A 24,570-nucleotide genomic window follows, 5' to 3' on the forward strand; every position below is an offset into this window, starting at 1 on the left:
ATATTAAAAGTCAGAGTTAGTTACAAATGCAACATATTTCCCATCAGGTGACCAGCTTGGAACATTTATAGTTCCCTGCCCCCCATAAATATAACCTACTACTCTGGGCTCGCCCCCGTTAATTGGCATTGTTCTTAGCAGGCATCTTTTATAGAAAGGATGATCTCCTGAGTCTATTTCTTCGGGAAAGGAAATAAATATAAGTTGTTCCTGGTCTGGAGAAACGTGCGGAAACCAATCATTAAATTTATCTGTGGTAAGCTGCGTTTGCTCACTACCATCTGCATTCATCCTCCATATCTGCATAGTTCCGGTACGATTGGAATTAAAATAAATATGCCGCCCATCTCTAGAAAATTCAGATCCATCATCCAGTGTTTCTGTATTGGTGAGTTGTGTTTCCTTTCCAGATTCCACGTCTACCTTGTAAATATCATACTGCCCATTCCTGTCTCCCGTAAAAAGTATGGATTGGCCATTGGGCGACCAGCCGTGGGCATAGGAAGCTCCTACCCCGTCTTTAGTAACTTTTACAGGTTGATCGCTACCGTCAATTGGAAGGTAGTAAATAGAAGAGTTTCCATCATCTTCAGGGTTATGGTGGCTTATAGCAATCTTACTTTCATCGGCACTTAACACGTGGTCATTATTATTATCTATTGCAAAGCCGGTATTCAGCATAGAAACTTTTTCAGTATCAAGATCATAATTATAGAGCCATCCATTAGAATTGTAGATAAGTTTCCCATCGCTGGTCCAGTTTGGAGCCTGTATGCTGTGTCCCGAAGTCATTAATACTTTTCGCTCCCCCGTTTCTACATTCATAATTTCCAGCCTGCTCCCAAGGTAATCTGTGTATGGCACAAGATCTTCGGGAGCAGGATAACTGATTCTTGCATTTTTAAAAATTGCTGTTTCTACAGCTTCCGGGTTATGGGCGCTTATATAGATTCCCGCAAAAACTTCATTTCTTAGATCCATTTCCACCTCTACACTCGTAAAAGGTTCACCAAATTTAGCAGTGGACATGATGTACAAATTCCCTCTTCTTTCCAGCTGAATTACATCTGGAGCCTCGCTGGTTGAAGTTACCTCCTCTGTATCTGCGCCTTTTTGCCTTCTGTATTGAAGTGAAGTTAATCCATCCCCGTGAACAGTCGCATTTACGTGAGGTGAATCTGGAGACAGGTTGTTCCTAACAATCCAGCCAATTTTTCTATGAGGATCTTCTCCCTCCCCAACAAACTCCACCCGGGCCCTAAGGATAAAATCTCCCTGTATAGCCTTCCATGCATATTGAAATTCATCAGATCCAAACCACATATTTGTTCCCGAACCTGTAAGGGTGTATACCTGTTGTTCTTCATTATATTCTGCAGAACCTTCAGATTTCACATCACCTATATCCTGATGATTATCAAAAATGCCTATTTGCTGTGCCTGTGCCATATGAAAGCTAAAAAAGAGAAATACTGAAAAAAGAGCAGGAATTGCATGTTTTAAATTCATAATAATTTACTTATTGAAAAATTTTAGCTAAAGATATTAAAAATTTTATGGGTTTTTACCCGACTATAATAGCAAATGAAATTAAAACCTGAAAACCTTAGCAAATCCTTATGAAGATGAAGCCGGTCATAAATCCAAATATTCTTACATTTATGATAAAGTGAAAACATGGCTGTAAATTTAGAAAAGGAAAGAGAGTTCCGCGAAATGGTTTCTGTAGAGAACAAAGCGCTGCGCATAAACCTGAATGAAAATATTTACGGAACCTTTGCTGAAATTGGTGCGGGACAGGAAACTGTACGAAACTTTTTCAGAGCCCGAAATCCGTCTGGTACGATAGCCAAAACCCTTAGTGCTTACGACAAAGACTTTAGTGATGCTATTTACGGTGTTGGCGAAAACAAAAGATATGTGACAGAAGCTCGCCTAAAGAGTATGTTAGCTTACGAAACCGGTCTTATTGAAGAAAGAATTTCGAGAGCTAAACACCCTAATAAGCTCTTTTTTAGCTATGCCAATACGGTAGCTACAATAGATTTTGCCAAGAAGTACAAAGGTCACGGCTGGCTGGGAATTAGATTTCAGACTAAACCGAAGGAGGAATACAGTGAGATCATAATCCATGTTCAGTTTCATGAGAGTAACGCCGCAAAACAACAAATTAGCCTCGGAATTCTAGGAGTGAATTTAATCTATGGTGCATTTTATCACCATGATGATCCTGTGGCAATTCTAAACAGCCTTTACGATCATCTAAATTCCCATAAGATTGAAATCGATATGGTGAATTTTACCGGACCGGCATTTAAAGAGGTTGACAATCGCTTAATGAGCCTGCACCTGGTAAAAACAGGAAAGACCGATGCGATTATGTTCGCACCGGATGGAAACAACGTGCTAGCGGCAGATTTACTTTATAAAAAAAACATTCTAACATTACGCGGAAGTTTCAGACCTGTAACGAAGGTAAATCTCAGCATGTTTCAAAAGTCACTGGAATTATTTAAACAAGAAAATAAAGTAGATGAAGAACGGATCCTGGGTATTTTTGAAATTACATTATTTAACCTGAGGAATGAAGGAGAAATAGACGAAAAGGATTTTCTCGACAGGGCAGATCTTCTCTGTTCTCTTGGACAAACAGTAATGATTTCCAATTTCCAGGAGTACTATAAAGTGGTGGAGTACTTTTCGCAGTTTACAAGAGAAAGAATGGGACTTACTATGGGCGTAAATACCCTGATAGAAGTTTTCAAAGAAGATTACTATACCCATTTAAGTGGGGGAATACTGGAAGCTTTCGGAAAATTATTTTTCAAGAGCCTGAAGATATATCTCCACCCTCAAAAAGATCCTGAAACCGGCGAGATCATCACCAGTGAAAACCTGGAGGTAGAACAAAGAACGAAAGAATTGTACAGCTTTTTTAGGGACAATGGACGCGTTGTTGACATTACTGATTATGACCCTGATGTTCTGGATATCAATTCAAGAAAGGTTTATGATCTTATCGTAAATGGCAAACCTGGCTGGGAAGAAGCTCTGGCAGAGGATACCGTAAAATTAATTAAAGAAAACAACCTCTTTCAGAAAAAAACTAAAGCTTAGATCAGAACTTCAAAAAAGAAAATAAAAAAAGCCCCGGTTTTTTAATAAGCCGGGACTTTTTTCTCAACGAAGAAAATTACTCTTTGTAAACATTAGTGGGCCAGCTGTCATTAGAGAAGTTAACATCGGGCAGGATTTTTTCAGGATCCAGTTCTACACTTTCCAGCGTCTTTTCGGTTTCCAGTAAATGGCTCCAGGTATCGCCGCGTTGCCATATCTCTACAGGTAGCCGCAGGTTTTCCGTAGTACCATCTTCATACATCAGCTTCAGTTCCACCGGCATTGGAATATCCCCTTTATTGGATACTGTAATTACGTAATTACCCTGGCGCCGCTGCACACCATCCAGGCTAATATCAATATTTCCGGTGCCATAGAACCATCCTTTCCAAAACCAGGAGAGGCTTTCTCCCGCAACATTTTCCATATGGTTAAAAAAATCTTTTGGCTGTGGGTGTTTATAAGCCCAGGTTTCTATGTAGGACTTAAAAGCATTATCAAATCGCTCGTGGCCAAGTATATATTCGCGTAGCAGCAATAACCCAATTGCAGGCTTATAATATGCTGTCATCCCAAGATTCCTCAAATTAGTAACATCCGGATAAGTGTCTATACCTTCCCGTGTCGAACTGTTAAACCAACTTACAAGCCGCCTTGTCTCGTCAAAGTTAGATCCATATTCTCCATCGTTAAATTCCAGGCTGCTGTAGTGATTTATAAAAGTGTTAAAACCTTCGTCCATCCAGGCGTATCTTCTTTCATTAGTCCCCACGATCATGGGGAACCAGTTGTGTCCAAATTCGTGATCTGTAACACCCCAAAGCGACTCACCTTCTGCCTGCCATCCGCAGAAGTTTAAGCCGGGATACTCCATTCCGCCAATATCTGCAGCCACGTTTACCGCCACAGGGTAGGGATATTTAAACCACTTATCTGAATAATGCTCTACAGAATATTTCGAATATTCAGTAGAACGTCCCCATGCATCCGGCCCTGCACTTTCTTTAGGATAGGCAGATTGTGCCATGGCCTGATCGCCATCTGCGAGGTTTATTCTGGCTGCATCCCAGATAAATGCACTTGAAGATCCAAAAGCCACATCGCGGGCATTTTCCATTTTAAAATGCCAGGTTAACGTCCCTTCCTGCTTTGCACGAATTGACATATCATTTACTTCCTCAGGCTTTATAATAAAAACCGTGGTATCGCTCTTTGAAGCCATTTCCATTCTTTCACGCATGGTGGAAGAAAGCACCTGACGCGGATTTTGTAATTCTCCCGAAGCAACTACAATATGATCGTAAGGAGCGGTAATTTTATAATCATAATCTCCATAATCCAGGTAAAATTCCCCGGCACCCAGGTATGGCTCTATATTCCAACCTTCTATATCATCAAAAACCGCAGCTTTTGGAAACCATTGTGCCATCGCGTAAATTGTTCCATCTTCCACTTCCAAACGCCCCATTCTATCCATTCCTTCAACAGGAATTTTATAACTGAAATCCATAGAAACGGTTGCCTTTCCCCCATTTGCAGGAATTGGCTCATCAAAGAAAACCTGCATCCTGGTGTCGGTAATCAAATATTCTGAAGAGGTACTGCGTTTAACTTTTGCCTCTAAATTGCTAATTTCGTAACCTCCGTCTGTATCTCCATTGTACCTGTTCCCTCCTATTGGCGTGGTTAACGTCCCGCGGGAATCTTCAGTAAACCTGTTTTGTTCCAGGTGCATCCAGATAAATTCCAGATCCTGCGGACTATTATTTGTATAGGTGAGCGTAATGTTTCCTGAAATTCTGTGATCCTCATCATTAAGCGTTGCTTCAATCTGATAATCTGTTTCGTTTTGCCAATATCCAGGTCCCGGATGTCCCGATGCCGCCCGATAGCGGTTGCCGGTGCGATCCATAAACTCCCCAAAATCTGACTGGTTATTCTCAATTACCTCCTGGGCTCCGGAAAATGAGAAACTGAGAAACGTAAGGACCATAAATGATCTTGAAAATATCTTCATTCTTTAAATTTTTTCGTGAATTCAGCAAATTTAAAGATTAGCCGTGAAAAACGCTTCAATTGTTAGTAAAATTGAATCAATTACTAATCAGCAGGTCGAAAATTGCCATTTTTGGACCTTAACTTTTTCTGAAGGAGTCAAATCCTTCAGCGTAACTAAGAACAGCCTTATTTTCTTCTCCAGATATCATTTTTTTAAACTATCTGGCAGTAAAAAACTTAAAAAGGAGCAAAAGAAGAAAACAATAAACAGATTTTTCTTCAGTTATAACGACAGGCATCGAAATTGACAATTTTCAGCAGAGAATATTTAGGTGGAAAAAAGATTATTCTCCCCAAAAGGAAAATTTTGTATAATTTCAAACTTTATCTTTATCCGCAATTTATAGCAAGGAAAAGTATAGCTAATGCGATCCAAAAACAGAATCTAATATGATTACAAATACAGAATTGGAGACAAAAGGGAATTTATTTCCCGGCGAAGTTAAAGCATTTGAATTTGACGGGGATTCGATTACTTTTTCAACAGCAAACACTGTCCTGCTTCGAATTACTGTTTTAAGGGACAGCATCCTACGTTTTAGATATGCTACCGATGGCATTTTTGAGAATGATTTTTCCTATGCTATCGATAAGGACACCATGCATGGGTTTAATAAATTTGAAATTCAGGAAGCACCTTCCCTTATCACCATCATTACCAGCAAAATAAAGTGTAAAATTTCTACTACAGATCTTAAAATTGGCATTTATGACCTTCAGGATAATGTAATAGTAGAAGAGGACCTGGGTTTTCACTGGGAAGAAAGTTTTAAATATGGAGGGAACTTTGTGAAAATGAATAAAACTTCAGTAGAAGGAGAGAATTTCTTCGGACTTGGAGATAAACCTACCAATTTTAATCTAAAAGGTCGAAAACTGACCTTATGGAATAAAGACCAGTTTGCCTTTAATAAAGATCTGGACGAACTTTATAAAGCTGTACCTTTTTACACCGCGCTGCATAGCAATATTGCCTACGGAATATTTTTCGATAACAGTTTTAAGACTCATTTTGACTTTTGCCAGGACAAAAGGAACGAAGTAAAGTTTTGGGCTGAAGGTGGTGAGATGAACTACTATTTTATTTACGGACCTAAAATAGCAGAAGTGGTTACCTCTTATACCAATCTTACAGGAACTCCAGATCTACCACCACTTTGGGCTTTGGGTTATCACCAAAGCAAATGGAGTTATTTCCCGGAAGAAAGAGTAACTGAACTTGCCGCAAAATTCAGGGAACTGGATTTTCCCTGTGATGCCATCCACCTGGATATCGATTATATGGAGGATTTTAAATGTTTTACCTGGAATAACAAATATTTTCCCGATCCTAAATTAATGGTGGAGAAACTGGAGGAAGAAGGTTTTAAAACAGTAGTAATTATAGATCCCGGAATTAAAATAGATGCCGATTACAAGATTTTTAAAGAGGCCCTGGACAACAATTATTTTTGCAGAAGAGCTGATGGCCCCTTTATGCGCGGAAAAGTTTGGCCGGGAGAATGTTATTTTCCGGATTTCACAAACCCGAAAGTCAGGGAATGGTGGGCCGGATTATTTAAGGAACTTGTAGGGGAAATTGGTGTAAAAGGAGTCTGGAACGACATGAATGAACCTGCAGTAATGGAGGTACCCGGAAAAACCTTTCCTACAGACGTGAGACATAATTACGATGGTAATGACTGCAGCCACAGGAAAGCCCATAACATCTACGGAATGCAGATGGCGCGTGCAACCCACGACGGAGTACGAAAATATTCTTTCCCAAAAAGGCCTTTTACAATGACCCGCGCAAATTTCGCCGGCGGGCAGCGTTATTGTGCTACCTGGACAGGAGACAACATTGCAACCTGGGAACATTTATGGCTTGCCAATACACAGGTGCAGCGATTATGCCTTAGCGGGATGAGCTTTACTGGAAGCGATATTGGTGGTTTTGCAGAGCAACCTTCAGGTGAGTTATTCACCCGCTGGATTCAGCTTGGGATCTTTCATCCTTTTTGCCGGGTTCATTCTTCGGGAGATCATGGAAATCAGGAACCATGGTCCTTTGGAGAAGAAGTATTAAATATTACCAGGGAATACGTCAGGTTAAGATATCAGTTGCTCCCCTACTTATACACTGCATTTTATCAATATACAGAAGAGGGAATTCCAATATTAAAGCCATTAGTATATTTTGATCAGGAAGATGTGCATACCTATTACCGATCGGATGAGTTTATATTTGGAAACCAGATACTGGTGTGCCCCATCCAGGATGCGCACGTCCAGGGGCGAAGAGTTTATTTCCCGCGTGGGAAGTGGTATAACTTCTGGAATGATGAAATAGTAACGGGAGGAAAAGAACACTGGGTAGATGCGCCACTGGAAAAATCTCCTATATTTATTAAGGAAGGTGCTATTATTCCAAAATTTCCTGTTCAAAATTATGTAGATGAAATAGAAACTGAAGCACTGTTCCTGGATATTTATTATAAAAACGGAAATGAAACTTCTATTTTATATGAGGATGCCCATGACGGTTATGATTATAAAAAGGGAAGATACAGCTTAAAAACTTTCAAATTCCGCGGAAAACCTGGAGAAATAATAATCCAACAGCATAAAGACGGAAAGTTTTTAACTTCCTATAAACACCTGGAGATTCGCATTCACGGATTACCTTTTGAAATTGAAAAAGCTTATCTGGACAATGAAGAAGTAAGCCTGGAAACCCTAGATTTTGATCCTACAGTTAATACAATGAAAATTCCTAAGGTGTTCGATTTGATCCAGTTTACTTCAAAAGCTAAATCTTAGATTCGGCAGATGAACCTGTCTAATGGCACGAAAATGGCAATTTTCAGCACTGCACTGTAAGTCAGTTAAAATTCCAGATTTTCAATTTCTACATTTGCCATTCCCTCGATGTCTACTTTTACCAGAAGATGCTTTTCCTGTGGTATTATTTCCCTGACTCTTATGTTTTCCAGGTCACCAAAGACAAAAATTCCTTTCTTTGGTTCTATTTTGTCCTGCAATTTATCATTTATGTTTTCCAGCTGCTTCCGGATAAGTGGAAGCAATTCGAATCTCATCTTTTCCTTTAATTTGTTATACATAAAGATATTCGCCACGCTTTCCAGAAAATTGTTCAGGAGCCAGTTGCCTGTATTGCCATCTAGATTATAATCCCGAATAGTAACCACCTGCTCTTCTTCATTAAAATCTATAGCAAGTTTCACCAGTAACCGGCCTTCTTTATTCCTAAAAAGAGATGTTAAAGCCCGAAGCTTCAGCTCCAGCACCAGGTCGTATTCTTCTTCAAGGCTTCTTTCCATAGCAACATCCATGATTTCTGCATAGGTGGAAATTTTACCATCGTTCTCTTTTTTTATTTTTTCACCAATCAATTTCTTCCGCAGCAATTCTTCCAAGGCTGAATACTTTGCACGCACCGGTAAAGCTATTACTACTTTCCCCTGCGGAAAATTTTTAATATTCTCGTTCTTGTCCATAAGATTCTTTCCTACTAAATTACGTTTTCTTTTCTAAAAAATCCAGCAGCGTCATTTGCCAGTATTCAGAAGCATGAGCTTTTATTGAATAAAAAGAAGGTCTACGCTTATATTTCCTTCATAATTTCGGAAAAAATCCTGTAAGAATTTACCCGATCCTCGTGATGATAAATATGTGAGGCAACCATTAATTCATTCACTCCGGTTTGCTCAAGAAAATTCTGAGTTTGCTGCTTCACAGTATCCTTACTACCTACAAAAGCATATTTTAACATTCTTTGAAAGGCAGGATTTTGCGAAAGCTCCTTTAGTTCGGGTGTTAGTTCTATGGGCTCCTGAATATAATCGATATTGCCGGTCATGACTCCAATCATCATGCGGAGCATAGAAGTAGAAATCCGCTCTGCATCCTTATCTGTATCGGCTGCGATTACATTTATACAGGCAATGGTATAAGGTTCCTGTAAATGTTCTGAAGGTTCAAAGTTGTTATAGTAAATATTTAAGGCTTCAAAAAGATGTGTAGGCGCAAAATGGCTTGCAAAAGCATACGGCAAACCTTTTTTTGCCGCAAGATGGGCGCTGTCTGTACTTGAGCCCAGGATATAAATAGGAACATCCACACCTTCGGCCACTGTTGCACGCACTTTATAATCCCTGTTTTCCGGAGAGAAATATTGTTGTATTTCGCCAATTTCTTCCGGAAATTTATATACCGCATGCATCCTGTTTGCGCGAATTGCCTGCGCTGTGACCTGATCTGTTCCCGGAGCCCTCCCTAAACCCATATCGATACGATTAGGATACAGGGAACCCAAGGTCCCAAATTGTTCTGAAACAATGAGCGGGGAATGGTTTGGCAGCATGATCCCGCCAGAACCAACCCTAATCTTCTTTGTCCCGCCGGCAATGTGACCAATTAGAACCGCCGTAGCCGAACTCGCAATACTTATCATGTTGTGGTGCTCTGCAAGCCAGAATCTGTGATAACCAAAATCTTCGGCTTTTTGTGCAAGATCCAGAGCTTTCTTAAAAGTCTCCCCTGGAGTAGAGTTGTTTGCGACGCTTGCCAGCTCTAGTATAGAATAAGGAGTTGTTTTATTTTTCCTGTTCATTATAAATGTTTCTTTTTCTTTTTCTGCCGAAAAAATAGCTTTATTCCGACTTAAATTTTCTTTTTTTCGTAACGCTTCAATTTAAGGAACATTAGAGGAAAACCACAGCATTTCAGAGAATTTTAGTATTGAATTGTGGCAGAAATTAGCACCGAAATATTTTACCGGACAATCTGCTCTATTTTACAAAAAAGATTTGCGGAATCCTGCCAACAACTCTTTGAAAATTCCAGGCGCAAAAAGTTGGCAGGCAAAGGAATTCATATTTAAAAGATCCTGAAAACTTAAAATTTCTAGTTATGTTTGGTCTTACAAGGTATTGCCAGATATGTACCAATAAACTATAAGCTCCTGAGGAGTTGAAAATATGAGTAGCCTCAAAAAGATAAATTTTCTGCGAAAAAAAATCACCCGTTCCTTAACGAGAAACGTGGGAAAATCCCAACTTCAGGAGAAAATTGATCTGAATAACGTAGAAATTAAAAGAATTCTCATTTCTCGTCCTAATCATCGTTTAGGAAATCTTTTATTAATCACGCCACTAATCCAGGAACTAACAGAAACATTTCCGCAATGCCAAATCGATCTATTTATAAAAGGCAATCTGGGGCCGGTGCTATTCAAAAATTATTCAAAGGTCAATCACATCATTGCACTTCCGAGAAAGCCCCTAAAGCAATTATTTCAGTATCAACGGGCGTGGTTGTCATTGAAAACCCGGACTTATGATTTGGTAATAAACGGTGATAAAATATCATCTTCAGGAAGATTATCTGTTCAACTGGCCAGGTCCAGGTACAAACTTTTTGGAGACGAAAGTCCGGATTTGGAATTACATTCTGAAAAAAACCAGCACATGGCGAAAGCCCCTATTCTTAATTTCAGAAGTTTTGTTACTTACAAAAATTCCAAATCCACTGATGAACCTGCCCCCCGGCTTGACCTTAAATTAAGCCCGGCAGAAATTTTGAAAGGCAGGAAAAAATTAAAAGAGCTTGTACAGAATGAAGCAAAAACGATCTGTTTATTCACCTTTGCGACCGGAGAAAAATGCCTTTCCAAAGAATGGTGGCTGAATTTTTATGAAAGGCTGAGGGAGGAATTTCCGGAATATAATATCGTGGAAGTTTTACCCATGGAGAACGTTTCCCAAATATCTTTTAAAGCACCAACTTTTTACAGCAGGAATTTGCGCGAGATAGGATCTTTAATTAAAAGTACGCAGATTTTTATTGGTGCCGACAGTGGTATTATGCATTTGGCAAGCGCGGCACAAGCGCCTACAATTGGGTTGTTTTCTATTTCTAATGAAAAAAGGTATTATCCTTATGGTAATGGAAGCGTCTCCTTCAACACCCAGAAATGCAGCCAGGACGAACTCATTGCAGTAACAAAAAGAATTTTAAAGTAAAGGAGTTGATTATCTGCAACTCAAGAAGTATTAAAAACAACAGCATGATCTTCAGTAGCATTTAAAAATTTCAATTCTTGTTTATATTAAAAGAAGTAAACTCTCTAAATGTAAAAAAGCCTCTTTCCAATCTAATGGAAAAAAGCTTCTCACTGGAAAATGCTGAGGTAATCAACATTCTACCACTTCACCCCGATCTCCGGGACAAACAACACATCTTTATATTACTAAATTATTCCCACAATAAAAATTTATGATTTTAGGACCAGTCGGAATACAAGCCAATCGCTGATAATTATAGTAACCTGAATTCATAACATTCTTTAAACCTCGCTTTAGAATATATCTAATGCAATATCTTTGGAATTTAATAACTTAATGAACTTATCAAAAAGTGAAAACAAATATACAATAGCTGTTTTTATTAAACAAAATTTTAAATTGCCACGTCCCTGGGCTTAAGCATTAGTTAAAGCAAATGTTCATTTAAAAAACCTGATGTATCACTGAAATGAGCCTTATTTCTCCCGAAGCGACCTGGGCTCAAACCATGTTTTCTGCGGCGGAAGGAATAGAACCGCTCATTACCCACTTACTGATCTTTACGTTCCTCCAGGTATAAATCCTGAACCAGGACTATTACGATTACAGTGATTGGCGTGGCCAGAATTAGACCCCATCCCCCGGTAAGTGCACCCATAAAAAGCTGCGAGATAAGGATAAGTGCAGGAGGCATTTCAATCATTTTCTTTTGAACCATAGGAGTAATAAAATTGCTTTCTAAAAACTGAACAAGAACATAGATTCCTAAAATAATGAGCGCAGTTCTTGGCCCATGCAAGAGACCAATTAGAATGGCAGGAATTAAAGCAATTAAAGGTCCAAAGTTGGGAATAAAACTAAGAAGGCCGGCCAAAAGAGATAGCACCAACCATAATTCAATTCCCAGTATAGAGAGTCCTATTGCGGTGAAAGCAAAAACTACAAACATCGATATCAATTTCCCCTTAAGCCAGTTCCGCAACTGTTTTTTAAGATGATTTAGGACATTTTGAACCTTCTTACGTTTCCTTGGAGGGAAAAGCACCACAGCACCATGCGCATAAAGATCAGGAGAAACGGTAAAGAAAATTCCAATAAAAAGCACCACATAAATATCACCAAATACACCAAAAGTAGATTGAAAAAACCTTCCTCCAAATGCCTCTGCTTTTTTAATGGATTCTTCTGAAGTAAGTCTTTCCACAACCTCCTCTCCTACTCTGCTATTATTGAGTTGTTCTTTCAGATTCTGGACAGTTGATGGAATAGTCTCACTTAGCACAGAAATCTGCGCTTGAATTTTAGCACCTATGAGCCAAAAGAACAAAATTATAATTATGAAGGTCGAAATTATGGAAATAGTTTTACACAGCCATCTCTTCCATCCGGTCTTCCTTTCCAGCAGAGAACTTAGACCAGTAAAAAAAATGGCAATGAGAGATCCTGCAAAGATTAACAAAAGAGCATTTGCAGCCTCAATAATCAATAAAATCAGCAGAATCGTAAAGGTTAAAATCCCAACAACAGTCCAGACCTTTTTCCGAAAAGAAAAACCTTCTTCTTGAGTACTAGGAGAATTTCTCTGCATTTTTTATATAATTTTCTATAAATCCTGAACTACTAATTTCTTACCTTTTTCTTTATAAAACCTTATATTCTAGTTCTTTCTTAGACTAAATTTTAAGATGTATATATTTATGTACAGACATTCTGGACTTTCAACTTGTCCAATAGTTTTTTTGCGTTTGAACGTTCTACAAATTTACCTATTTTTAAACCGGCTCTTCATGTTCCTAAAAAGTAATCTAATGTTAACCTTTTATCATAATGGAATTCTGTTCTATAAATCATCTTAAATTTTTTTATGTAGCCGTGTTTCTGAGTTCATTTTTAGTCGCGTGTAATTCTAAAGAAGATGTTGAAACTGTCAGCTTTGAAGGTGCTGGTAATGAATGGGCTCACTATCAGGGTGGCCCCGGGCGCAATCAATACTCCAAATTAAAACAAATAAATCCATCTAACGTAGACCAACTGGAACTTGCGTGGCAGTTTCACACTCAGGATACAGGACAGGTACAAACAAATCCACTAATGGTAAATGGAATGGTCTACGGCATGACTGCCACCACCCAGCCCTTTGCTGTAGATGCTGAAACTGGAGAACTCATCTGGAGAAAAGAATCTGATGGCATGGATTCTTACAGTACCAGCCGCGGAATTTCCTATTGGGAGGATGGTGATGATAAAAGAATCCTGTACACCAGCGGATCCTGGCTATATGCAGTAGAGGCGGCTACAGGAAAACCAATCGAAGGCTTTGGCAAGAATGGACGTGTGAGTTTAAAAACAGGTCTGGAAGCGGTATCCCAGGATAGGATGGTGATCTCTAATACTCCAGGTACGGTTTATAAGGAAATTATTGTAATGCCAATAAGGGTTTCTGAAGGTGCAGATGCTGCGCTGGGGCTTATCCAGGCCTTTAATATTAGAACCGGGGAACTGGAGTGGGTATTTAACACAATTCCTACTTCCGGAGAATTCGGCCATGAAACCTGGCCTTCTGATGTTCGAAAAAACAAACTGATAGGAGGAGCTAATAACTGGGCGGGAATGTCGGTAGACATCGAACGTGGAATTATCTATGCTCCTACAGGTTCGGCTGCCTTTGATTTCTATGGAGGGAACCGGAAGGGCGAAAATCTTTTTGCCAACAGTCTCATAGCGCTCAATGCCGAAACCGGGGAACGCCTCTGGCACTTTCAATTTGTGCATCACGATATTCTGGACAGAGATCTTCCTGCGCCTCCAAACCTGCTTACGGTAACCCACCACGGAAAAAGAATAGACGCAGTGGCACAAACAACTAAACAAGGTCTGGTCTTCGTTTTTGATCGGGAAACAGGAGAGCCTTTATTCCCCATTGAGGAGCGACCGGTCCCTACTTCTGATATCCCCGGCGAAGTTGCCTGGCCAACACAGCCATTTCCTACCAAACCAGCGCCTTATGCAAGACAAGAATTTACTGAAAATGACATTAGTCCAATTGCCTCTAACCGGGAGGAGCTAATAGAAACCTTCAGAAATAGTCGCTCTGAAGGTCCTTTTACTCCATTAAGCGAACGCGGAACCATAATCTATCCGGGACTTGATGGGGGTGCCGAATGGGGAGGTGCCGCAGCCGACCCGGAAGGAATTCTATATGTGAACAGCAATGAAATGGCGTGGCGTATCTCCCTGAACCCTACGATTACTAAAGAGGAACTGGCAGAACAATCTTTTGGCCAACGGTTGTATACGATGAATTGTGCTATGTGCCACGGCAATGACCGTACAGGCAGTCCTTCCAGCGGATTCCCTTCCCTTGTGAATATTGAATCTCGACGGGATAAGAAACAAATCAGGAATATTATTGAACACGGCCAGGGCATGATGCCTGCTTTTAATAAATTTTCCGAACAAGAAATGAAGGCACTTCTAGCCTATGTAAACCAGGAGGAGATTGCAGAAGAAATATCTAAAGAGCCGGGAATGGGAAAATCTAAAGAAAATAATCAGATTCCTTACCAGATATCAGGCTACAACAAGTTTCTTGACGCCGATGGCTATCCAGCGGTGCGACCACCCTGGGGCACCTTAAATGCTATAGATCTAAATACCGGGGAGTATCTGTGGCAGGTAACCTATGGAGAACATAAGGAATTGCAGGAAAAGGGAATCCCCCAAACAGGAGCCGAAAGCTATGGTGGACCCGTGGTAACTGCCAGCGGACTACTTTTTATTGCAGGCACCAAAGATGAAAAGTTTAGAGCTTATAATAAAAACACCGGAGAACTGCTTTGGGAAACTAAGCTTCCATCAGCGGCTTTTTCCACACCCAGCATCTATGAAGTAAATGGAAAACAATATATTGTATTGGCTTGTGGAGGCACTAAATTAGGAGCGCCCGGTGGTGATAGTTATGTAGCCTTTGCACTGCCAGAAAATCTTATTTCCAGAAAAGGAATTTGAATGCTCCGAATAAAAATATTGATGTAAAGAGTGGCAATTGTTACAATCACTCTAAATTCATTTTAGTCTTTTCTCTTTTAAGAAAATGAAACGTTCACTTCTCAAGAGGCTGGTAGATTAAATATTGGACAGTGGATTAATTATAATTTCTCAGGGTGACGATTTGACCATAATTACGATTTTCTGAACAGCCCGGCCAGCTTGTAGATTTTTTTAGACAAAGAATAACGCATAATTAAAGAATTCAAAAAATGCCAAGTACCAGAAAAATTTTCTACTATCCCATCATCTTTTTTTCAGTCTTATTAATAATTATTAGTCTTCTTTCCCTTGTACACGATCTCTCTTTATGGTATTCTAAAGTATTAGATTTTCCAAGGCTTCAGTATTTGATCGTTGGTGTAGCACTGCTTATTCTTATTTTACTTCTGAATAAGAAATGGAATGTATTCTCTGTTTTGGTTGGCATTGGATTAGTAGCTGCCATCACTCTCCATTCCATAAAAATTTTTCCATATTTCTTTGGAGACAAAGCAGTGAAAGATGCCGCTGAGCTTAAGGAAGAATCATCAGAAATTGGAATTGTAATTGCAAATGTTCTTATTACCAATACCGCTTATGATGAGTTTTTAAAAATTATTCAGGAGAAAAATCCGGATATCATTTTAGCAATGGAAGTGAATAAGAAATGGATACAAAACCTCCAGGTTTTAAAAGAGAAATATGCATATCGCATAGAATATCCTTTGGAGAACGCTTATGGAATGGCTATGTACTCCAAGTTTCCGCTGGAAAACCAGGAGATAAAATTTCTGAATAAAGATGATGTTCCTTCTTTCCATACAAGAATTTCTTTACCAGGTGGAGCACACTTTATGTTTCATGGAGTACATCCTGTTGCTCCCGTTCCCAGTAGCAAATACCCCGATAATGAAGGAGAAAAGGAAGTGGCTTTGGTTAAAATTGGTGATAGTGTGGCAAAGGACACTCTTCCCTCTATCGTTGCCGGAGATTATAATGATGTTTCCTGGTCTCTTACTTCCCGATTATTTGAAGAAAGTGGGAATCTTAAGAATGTAAGGATTGGAAGAGGCTTATTTAATACTTTTGATTCTAATTCAATAATTATGAGATGGCCACTTGACCATTTTTTTGTTACACAAGAATTTTACTTATCCGAAATAGAGCGGCTATCAAAAATTGGTTCAGATCATTTCCCTCTATACGTAAAGTTAGTGCTACCCGAAAAATAAGGAATCAAACACTTTATTAGAAAAGGGTTTGTGACTGGAAAACTATAGAACTCTTCTATAAGTACTGGCCTTTAACCATTTTTCAGTATTAAAGTTAAGAAATCCTTTCAATGCATTCGTAGAGTTCTTCCACATCAAACGGTTTGGCTAAAAAAGAGTTAGCACCAGATCCATTTGCAATGGAGGGATTAGCATGTGCAGACATAAGCAAAACCGGGATTTCCCTGGTTTCTTTTTCTTCTCTTATACTTTTACATAAATCTACACCATTTCCATCAGGCAACATTATGTCCATGAGAATAACGTCTGGAAGTTCCTTATTAATAACTTTGGTAAAAGAACTGGCCGTAGAGAACGATTTTACTTCATATTCTTTTTCGGTTAAAAGAAAACCAATTAATTCCCGTAAAGCATGATCATCTTCAACTAAAAAAATCTTTTTCATGGCTTAAAAGTAGAACATTAGACTTTTGGGAATCTTAAATACTTTGTTAAATCAGGTGTTGAAATTGATAAATTTTTAGCTTCACCAATTCAGAAGTAAGGTTATTCAACAAATTAATTGGCAAACTATTACAGAATTCCACTTCAACTATATTACCATCTACAGCAAACTTTAGGTGCTCGATAGCACCCTCATTGAAAAACTTCCTTCCTGCCTCATCCCTGTTTTATGGGTCTGGATAACCCGGTAATACACGACATATCCCAGTCTTCACTTCTAAGACTTAAAGACTGAACTTTAAATTATTAATTAAGATATTTAAATATGAAGCTTATTGGAAAGAGTGTTTAGAGTCGCTAAATCTGCTTCATTCTTCATCACCTCCTTAGCATCTGTTAGAAGTCTTTTTGCCTCTTTTTCGAGAATATCATGATAAGAAGGTTTTAAAGCTTTTTGTTTTATGAGAGCCAGGTACATATAACCCAGCTTCTGAACGACAATTATATCTCCACAACAATATTTTCTTAAAGGCGCATTGATCTGATATAGTAATTCTTCAAAGCTTACAACTCTCATTTTTACATAATCCTGGCCAGAATCGGATGCAAAACTTTCGTCTGACTTCAACATTCTTAATCTTATCAATTCAGAGAGATAATCAATGGCATTCAACGCAGTGCCAGGATCGTTTATTCCCGGGGACATCGCCTTTACCACAACCTCAGTAATTTGTTTGAAGGCCAGGAGGTAATTTGAGGTCACCAGCTCTTTCCTGGATAAATAAAAATTCCTTAAAAGATGCTTTACAGCTTTATCGCTGAGTTTTTCCTTAGAGCGGAATACCGGCGTTCCTTTCAGCACAAAGGTTCCCTTAATGGGTATAACTTCTAAGAGTGTTTTGTTCTTTTTAGAAAACGAGAGGAGATCTCTTTCTGAAAAGTCCTGAAAATAACCGCTTTTATCACATCTATATTCCGTCCAGCTATTACTATTTGGAAAGTTCCAGTTTACTGAACTTTCTTGTTCCAGCAACAAGGAAATCCTTTTACTGGCATTCCGAAAAATTTTTTCCAGGATATTAGTAATCTGGATAGTTTCGGAGATATTGTGGATGAAATAAATAAAAGCATAGATCGAAACAACCGTAAAAAGAATTCCCAGAAGAACTGAGAACCCCGGTATTTGATATTTATCCCCTGTTGGTTGTATCGAAAAAAGAACAAAGATGGAATACAAAATACTGGAAATGTATATACCCAGTATTATTTGATGTCGCTTGTCAGAGATCAGCCCAGGGAGCAAACGAGGCGAATAAACGCTTGCAGCCTGATTTAAAAGCACCATTACCATCGAAAAACTAAAGACCATCATAGAAATAAGTCCTGCTATACAAGCACTTAGAATAGTTAAAGCTGTATCTCCACTATTAACTACCAAAAAGGGAGCATGCTGTACGAGATAATCTGAAATTCCGCGTTCTTCCAGGTACATCATTAAAAGTGCAAAAATTATCCCTGAAAGAGCGAACAGTGTGGGATAAAAAGCTATTTTACTTTTAATGGAGCGGTAAAAAGTAAGTATTCTGGTGAAGAAGGAACTCATAGCTTAGATTTGTATGTTTTTCAGTTTTTGAAGTTAAGCAAATGAAAGAAATAAAATCTAAAGAAAGTAAAGGTGCTGCCATGAAAGCTCTTTATATGCAATAAAATGACAAATGTATTTCAGCAATCTGAAGCTGTCTCTACTGTTGAAAAGCACAAAATCCTGCCTTTGTTCGGCAGGATTTTTCTAATTTCCATTATCGGAAGGGAGGCCGTTATAGAAACCTGAAAAATGCTTTGAAAATTTACAGTTTCATCTTTAAATTTATTGCTTAATAAATTCTCCGTCAACGTCAATTAGAACATCCTGACTTAGTACTGCTTCAGGAAAATTTGGTCCCAGGTTATAATCAGATCTCTTTACATTACCAGAAAATGCAAATCCAGAGATAATTTTACCGTTTTGAGGATTTTCTATAGTTCCGCGGTGCACAACTTCCAGAGTAATCGTTTTTGTTATTCCGTTGAAAGTAAGGTCACCGGTAACATGGTATTTTCCGTCACCAACTTTTGTGGATGACGTGCTTTTAAAGGTCATTTCCGGATATTTCTCAGCATCAAAGAAATCAGCACTTCTTAAGTGATTATCTCTCCTTTCAACGCCCGTGTCTATTGAAGGCACCTGAATAACGATATTGTATTGCGCATCACTAAAATCTTCTTCTGAAGCTGTTATGCTGCCCTCAAATTCATTAAATCTACCTTCAACTTCAGAAATCCCCAGGTGGGTAATACCAAATGAAAGCTGTGTATGAGACGGATCGGCCTTCCATGTGGTTTGTGCAAATGTCGTAATGCTTAAAAAAGCAATAAATAAGAAAGAAAGTAATTGTTTCATAATATTCATTTTTAGATTAATTGTTAATATTTAGCGGTAAAACTGCCGTCCAATGTTAGTTGTGTCTTTTTTGCGTCGGACTTAAGAAGAAATTCCGCAGCAATTATAGCTGCCTCTGAAACCCTGCACCTAACAATCGTTCCTGTACTTCCGTTTTAGCTTCATAATGCTTACTAAAGAGCGAAAATCTGTTGTTCTGTAAATCTAATAGCACCTTTACAACTTTGGAATGAGGCAGCAACTGTTCAAAATTTGGCTTTCTAAGTTGCTTTTCGTGTTCTGAGATCAACAGAACAATTTTCTGCGTGGCTACTTCTTTTATGGTTTCCAATAAAGAACAGGAGGCTTTTTCTAGCTGGGTGATTATAATAATATCGGCTTCCCAGCAGCCATCTCGTTTGCAACTGGTAAATTCAACCTCAGCGACAGCTTCAGTTTGCTCCAGACTTTTCTTTAGAGCTAGCTTTTTTTCTTCATTTTCAGAAACTAAGAGCAATCGAAAATCCTGCTTCATCAAAACCTGCAAAACTTCAGAAAGTAAAGCTCCTGTATTTCCTAAAATTGCGAATGTTTTCCTCATCACAAGTCACTTACAAAATAAAATTCCGCAGAAAATAAAAGCTTGCTTTCCACACAGCAATAGCCCCTTACGCCTCTTTTACAAACTGCACTTCAGCACTAAGTCTCACCTGGTCACTCACCACAACACTTCCTGCTTCTGTAACCGCGTCCCACGTTAAACCGAATTCTTTTCGGCTTATCTTACCGCTTACGGTTAATCCGGCCTTTGTTTGCCCGTAAGGATCCACCACAACGCCACCAAATTCTACATCAAAAGTGACAGATTTTGTAGTGTTTTTTATGGTTAACTCGCCTTCCAGTTTATCACTGTTCACATCAAAAGTTCCTGCACGAAAAACCAGGTCTGCATGCTCATCTGTAGCGAAAAAATCTGCTGATCTTAAATGTTCATCCCGTTGATCATTATTTGTATCAATGGATTTTACATCAGCTTTAAATTCAACATTCTTCAGGTTTTTAAAATCATCACTTTCAGACTCAGCCTTTCCTTCAAAAACTTTAAATTTTCCGGTAACGGTTGAGATCATTAAATGCTTCACCTTAAAAGCCACTTCACTGTGGGTTGGATCAATATTCCATTTAGTATTTGCCATAATAAACAGGTTTAATTATTTTTATTACTGTTACAATGCAAATCTAGAAGCATACTGAGCCATAGCCAATGACCTATGATAAGAAATGGATGTGATTTAAATCACACTTTTTCATTAAAAAGAAGTTAATCATAATGGTAAAGGGAGACGGCAAAGGATGCAGCCCTTTAATTCCCGGAGACCATTTGGCTACGAAGACGGCTTAGCGTTTCCCGCGTTACTCCTATATAAGAAGCAATCATATGCTGCGGCACCCGCTGAGAAATGTCCGGAAAATCCTTTAATAATTTATGGTAACGCTCTTCAGCAGTAGTACTCATTGTACCCATTAAGCGTCTTTGGGTAGCAATCAGGTTATTCTGAATAAGGGTCCTGAAGTAACGTTCAAAAGCAGGAACCTCGTCCAGGAGCAAATCCCAGGACGATCTGGTGATCAGTAAAAGCTCTGAGTCTTCCAGCGCCTCAATGTTGTATTCTGAAGGTTCCTCTGTAAGAAAACTGTAAAGATCGCCTACCCACCAACCCTGCAATCCAAACTGAAGAATATGTTCATTTCCCTTATCGTCTATGGTGAAACTCCTTAATAATCCTCTTTCCACAAAGGTTGTATAAAGACAAATGTCTCCGTCCTGAAGTAAAAAACGTTTCTTTCGTAACTTCTTCGGAACAAAAAGGGTTTTTGCATATTCAAATTCTTCATTGGTGATTTTGATGGTTTCGTTTACTTTTTGATGAAGAAACTCGAACATTGCTGAAGTCTTTAAAATGAAAAATTCTCTGCCTTCCCCCGGAAGATCAATTCCTCTGAATAGATTTTATAAATTTAAGGCAATTTTTTCAGAAAGCGGTGCCGGCAGAAAATCTCTAAAATGGAGAATTTATACTGGCCTCCTGTAGATCGAAAATTGCCATTTTTGAAGCCGCTCTTTAAAAGGTATTCCTTTTTTTTTAATATGCTTGTTCGTTAAAGCACCTAACAAAGAAATTTTATAGTAAAATTGTCACGTCGAGCGCAGTCGAGATGTTTTTGTTTGACCTTTCGACTCCGCTCAAGGTGACAAAAACTAAGTTTGGGTGTTCAAACGGGCAATCTTTTTTTTTAAATATAATTGATGTAAAGCCAGTCTAAAGGGAGAAAGTTGGAATTCCCGGGCCTGTCTTTAGTCCTTTTTCACAGTTTTGAGCCTCCTAACCTGAATTAACTGCAGGTCAAACCACTTCAAATCGAAAATTGCCAATTCTGAAGCTGCTCTTGCAGGTGATTTGCTGTCTTTAAAGGTTTCTTAGTCGCAATTTGCCTTTTTTGATGGCCCTATAAATAGAAAAATTGGAATTCCCGGACATAGCTTTAGCACCACCCCGCATATTGGGTATTCTTGATCTGAATTATGCGTATGTGAATCAATCCGAATCGAAAATTGCCAATTTTGAAGTCGCTCTTCAAATCTGAGTTAAACTGTAAAATATAAATCATAAGTAAAGAAAGACCAGAACAATATCTCATTTTTATAGAGAAGATAATTCAGAAGAATTATAAAGTTCACAAATTTTTCATGAGAAAAACCCAAATTTTAAGGCAGACACAGTTTATTCTGTTATTTTAGTATTTCTAAAAATTTAAATATACTATCATGAAAAAACTTATTGAAGACATTCAGAGTACTTATGAATCTTTCCAATCTGAGGCTACTGCGCAATTAGAAGATGGCAATAAAAGCGCCGGAACCAGAGCAAGAAAATCCTCATTAGAACTGGAAAAACTATTGAAGGAATTCCGTAAAGCTTCTATTGCAGAATCTAAAAAGTAAAAGAGATCCTTTTAAGACAAAATAAAAAGGGAGATTCTAACGAATCTCCCTTTTTGTTAACAGAATTAATTAGCTCTGCTTTATTTTAAGTGCTTTTATTATTATTCTACAGGCAGTTGCTCGCCAGGAGTAGCTATAGAATCTTCTGCTTCAGTTACCACATCGACAGAATCAATAACTGCTTCAGCGGAAGTTTCAAGAACTTCTACCTGAGCTGGGCTTGTAGCTTCAATAACTTCAGCTTCTGTTCTGTTTTCAGCAGAAACTTCTTTGCAAGATGTAAAACTTAAAACTAATGCGATTACAGCAAGAGTCAAAAATGATTTTTTCATTTAAATGAAAATTAATTGTTTAGGCAGCGAATATATATCATTTTCAAATTCAAAAATACTCAGCTAAATTTATTTTTAGTTAAATTTTTATTTAACTAAATGTGAACTTATTGGCTATTTCTAAATGATTACTTATTTTAAGTGTCTATCTAATAATCAATTTTCAAGCATCCCATTTTCTGGGCAAAGACCTTTTACTAAGAAATAGACTTGCTAAAAGTGAATAGCTATATTCCGGAAAAGAGACTTTATGTGTTTTCCGTTTCTAAAGATCTTTAGCTTTTTCTACTAACGTTTTTAGCTCAGCTTTAAAACCATGTTCATCGGTAAGATTAACAGTGCTCAGCCAACTCAATATTTTGTCGTATTCACTGCTCCCTTTATATTCAGAATCGCGGAGTAACATTGAAAAAGAAGCTACACTTGCCGTAAATTTCATGAAATCTGAAGATTCTGCAAAAGTCTTTCCTTCATCAAAAATCTCCAAACCTAAAAGTTCACTGGAACCGGAATTAGGCTCCTTGTACCTAAAATCTACCTCTAGAGAAGGTATGGTGGAATATTGGGGGTTCCTGGATGGTATAACTTCATATATTGCAGTAATATTCTGCCCGGCTCCTATCTCACCGGCATCTTCCTCATCGTCTTCAAAATCATCTTCCTCTAAAATACGGTTCTCATATCCGATAAGTCTGTAGGCCTCAACATTTTTAATATCAAATTTTACCTGGATTTTCACGTCTTTAGCTACGGTAAAAAACTTGTTATATTCATAAATAAATACTTTTCTCAACTGCTCAAGATTATCAATATATTCATAGGTGCCATTCCCGTTATTAGCTATTTGCTCCATGACAGCATCGTTTAAATTACCCCGACCAACACCTAATGCAGTTAGAAATATTCCACTTTCCCGTTTTTCCTCAATTAATTCTATTAATTCTTCCTGGCTCGTTACTCCTACGTTAAAATCACCATCGCTCCCCAGTATTACCCTATTATTGCCATTTTCCAAAAAATTTGCAGCAGCTATTTCATAAGCAGTTTTTATTCCTTCAGAACCTGCAGTGCTCCCTCCGGAACCTAACCTATCTATGGCGGCTATGATTTTATCTTTTTCATTTCCCGGAGTAGATTCCAGCACCACAGCAGAAGAACCTGCATAGGTAACTATAGCTATTCTATCTTGTGAAGTGAACTCATTTACAAGACTTTTAAATCCGTTTTTTAGAAGCTCCAACTTATCCTCGCTTCCCATAGAGCCGGAAACATCTATTAAGAAAACGAAATTGGATGGCGGCAAAGGCTCAGGCATTGGTTTTCCTTTAATTCCAATTCTTATAAGCTTAGTTTCATTATTCCAGGGAGTATTACTGATTTCTCCATTTAAGCTTATGGGATGATTGCTCTCTGTAAAATCATAATCCAGGTTGAAGTAATTGATCATCTCCTCAGTGCGAACCGCATTTTTTGGAGGTAACTGGTTATCACTCATCAAAAATCGCCTTACATTTCCATAAGAAGCCCCATCCGCATCTATAGAGAATGTGGAGACAGCCTGGTCTTCAACTTTTATAAAAGGGTTTTCAATAATTTCATTGTAATTATCCCCGCCGACTTCTGGGGCAATTAAACCGTCAGTACTATTCGAAAAACCTAATTGCGGAGCTACTTGTTGACCAGGCACATTATCTGTTTCACAGGAATAAAAAAGCAACAGGGCAAACGACAGGAAGATGTATGATTTGTTCATATATTAATTGATTTTATACTTATTAGATGCCTTAACCGGGAAAAGGTTGCGTCTCAAACTTCAGTATTTGGCCAATCCCACCCATTAAGATGCACTTTGTGAAAAATGTGGAAA

At 38.4% G+C, this 24,570-nt stretch carries 20 protein-coding genes; 7 read left to right on the forward strand and 13 right to left on the reverse strand.

Going from position 1 to position 24,570, the window contains the following annotated elements; genetic code table 11:
* Nucleotides 1-3: 3 nt before the first annotated feature.
* Nucleotides 4-1,509: a TolB family protein gene (locus tag RM545_RS04135; RefSeq protein ID WP_311494048.1), complete on the reverse strand. Its 1,506-nt coding sequence runs from the start codon at nt 1,507-1,509 to the stop codon at nt 4-6.
* A gap of 168 nt (nt 1,510-1,677) precedes the next feature.
* Between RM545_RS04135 and RM545_RS04140 the strand changes: the two genes are divergently transcribed.
* Nucleotides 1,678-3,117: a TonB-dependent receptor gene (locus RM545_RS04140; protein WP_311494049.1), complete on the forward strand. Its 1,440-nt coding sequence runs from the start codon at nt 1,678-1,680 to the stop codon at nt 3,115-3,117.
* A 76-nt stretch (nt 3,118-3,193) separates the two neighbouring features.
* Here RM545_RS04140 and RM545_RS04145 read toward each other — a convergent pair whose 3' ends face one another.
* Nucleotides 3,194-5,134: a M1 family metallopeptidase gene (locus tag RM545_RS04145; RefSeq protein WP_311494050.1), complete on the reverse strand. Its 1,941-nt coding sequence runs from the start codon at nt 5,132-5,134 to the stop codon at nt 3,194-3,196.
* 431 nt (nt 5,135-5,565) lie between these two features.
* Here RM545_RS04145 and RM545_RS04150 point away from each other — a divergent pair, with 431 nt between their 5' ends.
* Nucleotides 5,566-7,977, forward strand: a complete 2,412-nt coding sequence (locus RM545_RS04150; protein WP_311494051.1) for a glycoside hydrolase family 31 protein — start codon at nt 5,566-5,568, stop codon at nt 7,975-7,977.
* A 65-nt stretch (nt 7,978-8,042) separates the two neighbouring features.
* Here the strand turns inward: RM545_RS04150 and RM545_RS04155 are convergent, their stop codons facing one another.
* Both RM545_RS04155 and RM545_RS04160 read right to left on the reverse strand, forming a co-directional pair.
* Nucleotides 8,043-8,675 carry a DUF4403 family protein gene (locus RM545_RS04155; protein ID WP_311494052.1) on the reverse strand — a complete coding sequence of 211 codons (633 nt, stop codon included), beginning with the start codon at nt 8,673-8,675 and terminating at the stop codon, nt 8,043-8,045.
* Between the two features lie 107 nt (nt 8,676-8,782).
* Complete coding sequence (locus tag RM545_RS04160; RefSeq protein WP_311494053.1) at nt 8,783-9,790, reverse strand: LLM class flavin-dependent oxidoreductase; 1,008 nt, start codon at nt 9,788-9,790, stop codon at nt 8,783-8,785.
* Between the two features lie 367 nt (nt 9,791-10,157).
* Between RM545_RS04160 and RM545_RS04165 the strand changes: the two genes are divergently transcribed.
* The gene (locus RM545_RS04165) at nt 10,158-11,201 is read left to right on the forward strand and encodes a glycosyltransferase family 9 protein (RefSeq protein WP_311494054.1); all 1,044 of its coding nucleotides are present in this window, start codon (nt 10,158-10,160) and stop codon (nt 11,199-11,201) included.
* A gap of 592 nt (nt 11,202-11,793) precedes the next feature.
* On the opposite strand, the gene RM545_RS04170 is transcribed toward RM545_RS04165, so the two are convergent.
* The gene (locus RM545_RS04170) at nt 11,794-12,831 is read right to left on the reverse strand and encodes an AI-2E family transporter (RefSeq protein WP_311494055.1); all 1,038 of its coding nucleotides are present in this window, start codon (nt 12,829-12,831) and stop codon (nt 11,794-11,796) included.
* A gap of 284 nt (nt 12,832-13,115) precedes the next feature.
* Between RM545_RS04170 and RM545_RS04175 the strand changes: the two genes are divergently transcribed.
* The gene (locus RM545_RS04175) at nt 13,116-15,251 is read left to right on the forward strand and encodes an outer membrane protein assembly factor BamB family protein (protein ID WP_311494056.1); all 2,136 of its coding nucleotides are present in this window, start codon (nt 13,116-13,118) and stop codon (nt 15,249-15,251) included.
* 251 nt (nt 15,252-15,502) lie between these two features.
* Entirely contained in the window at nt 15,503-16,504 is a 1,002-nt protein-coding gene (locus tag RM545_RS04180) for an endonuclease/exonuclease/phosphatase family protein (RefSeq protein WP_311494057.1), read from the forward strand.
* 94 nt (nt 16,505-16,598) lie between these two features.
* On the opposite strand, the gene RM545_RS04185 is transcribed toward RM545_RS04180, so the two are convergent.
* Both RM545_RS04185 and RM545_RS04190 read right to left on the reverse strand, forming a co-directional pair.
* Complete coding sequence (locus tag RM545_RS04185; protein WP_311494058.1) at nt 16,599-16,949, reverse strand: response regulator; 351 nt, start codon at nt 16,947-16,949, stop codon at nt 16,599-16,601.
* 318 nt (nt 16,950-17,267) lie between these two features.
* The gene (locus tag RM545_RS04190; RefSeq protein WP_311494059.1) at nt 17,268-18,551 is read right to left on the reverse strand and encodes a DUF2254 domain-containing protein; all 1,284 of its coding nucleotides are present in this window, start codon (nt 18,549-18,551) and stop codon (nt 17,268-17,270) included.
* Nucleotides 18,552-18,656: 105 nt separating this feature from the next.
* Here RM545_RS04190 and RM545_RS04195 point away from each other — a divergent pair, with 105 nt between their 5' ends.
* A complete protein-coding gene (locus RM545_RS04195; RefSeq protein ID WP_311494060.1) occupies nt 18,657-18,779 on the forward strand; it encodes a hypothetical protein in 123 nt (40 codons plus the stop codon).
* Nucleotides 18,780-18,815: 36 nt separating this feature from the next.
* Here RM545_RS04195 and RM545_RS04200 read toward each other — a convergent pair whose 3' ends face one another.
* The 4 genes from RM545_RS04200 to RM545_RS04215 all read right to left on the reverse strand — a co-directional run bounded on the left by RM545_RS04200 (nt 18,816) and on the right by RM545_RS04215 (nt 21,312).
* Nucleotides 18,816-19,388 (reverse strand): YceI family protein, encoded by a 573-nt coding sequence (locus tag RM545_RS04200; RefSeq protein WP_311494061.1) that lies wholly within the window; start codon nt 19,386-19,388, stop codon nt 18,816-18,818.
* 103 nt (nt 19,389-19,491) lie between these two features.
* Entirely contained in the window at nt 19,492-19,968 is a 477-nt protein-coding gene (locus RM545_RS04205) for a hypothetical protein (RefSeq protein WP_311494062.1), read from the reverse strand.
* Nucleotides 19,969-20,035: 67 nt separating this feature from the next.
* Nucleotides 20,036-20,563, reverse strand: coding sequence for a YceI family protein (locus RM545_RS04210; RefSeq protein ID WP_311494063.1), 528 nt, complete (start codon nt 20,561-20,563; stop codon nt 20,036-20,038).
* A 167-nt stretch (nt 20,564-20,730) separates the two neighbouring features.
* The gene (locus RM545_RS04215; protein WP_311494064.1) at nt 20,731-21,312 is read right to left on the reverse strand and encodes a Crp/Fnr family transcriptional regulator; all 582 of its coding nucleotides are present in this window, start codon (nt 21,310-21,312) and stop codon (nt 20,731-20,733) included.
* Between the two features lie 882 nt (nt 21,313-22,194).
* Between RM545_RS04215 and RM545_RS04220 the strand changes: the two genes are divergently transcribed.
* Complete coding sequence (locus tag RM545_RS04220; RefSeq protein WP_311494065.1) at nt 22,195-22,371, forward strand: histone H1; 177 nt, start codon at nt 22,195-22,197, stop codon at nt 22,369-22,371.
* A 101-nt stretch (nt 22,372-22,472) separates the two neighbouring features.
* On the opposite strand, the gene RM545_RS04225 is transcribed toward RM545_RS04220, so the two are convergent.
* A complete protein-coding gene (locus RM545_RS04225; protein ID WP_311494066.1) occupies nt 22,473-22,703 on the reverse strand; it encodes a hypothetical protein in 231 nt (76 codons plus the stop codon).
* A 265-nt stretch (nt 22,704-22,968) separates the two neighbouring features.
* Nucleotides 22,969-24,456: a vWA domain-containing protein gene (locus tag RM545_RS04230; RefSeq protein WP_311494067.1), complete on the reverse strand. Its 1,488-nt coding sequence runs from the start codon at nt 24,454-24,456 to the stop codon at nt 22,969-22,971.
* Between the last annotated feature and the right edge of the window lie 114 nt (nt 24,457-24,570).

Source organism: Autumnicola lenta, from assembly GCF_031846515.1.
In the GTDB taxonomy this organism is placed as follows: Bacteria; Bacteroidota; Bacteroidia; order Flavobacteriales; family Flavobacteriaceae; genus Autumnicola; species Autumnicola lenta.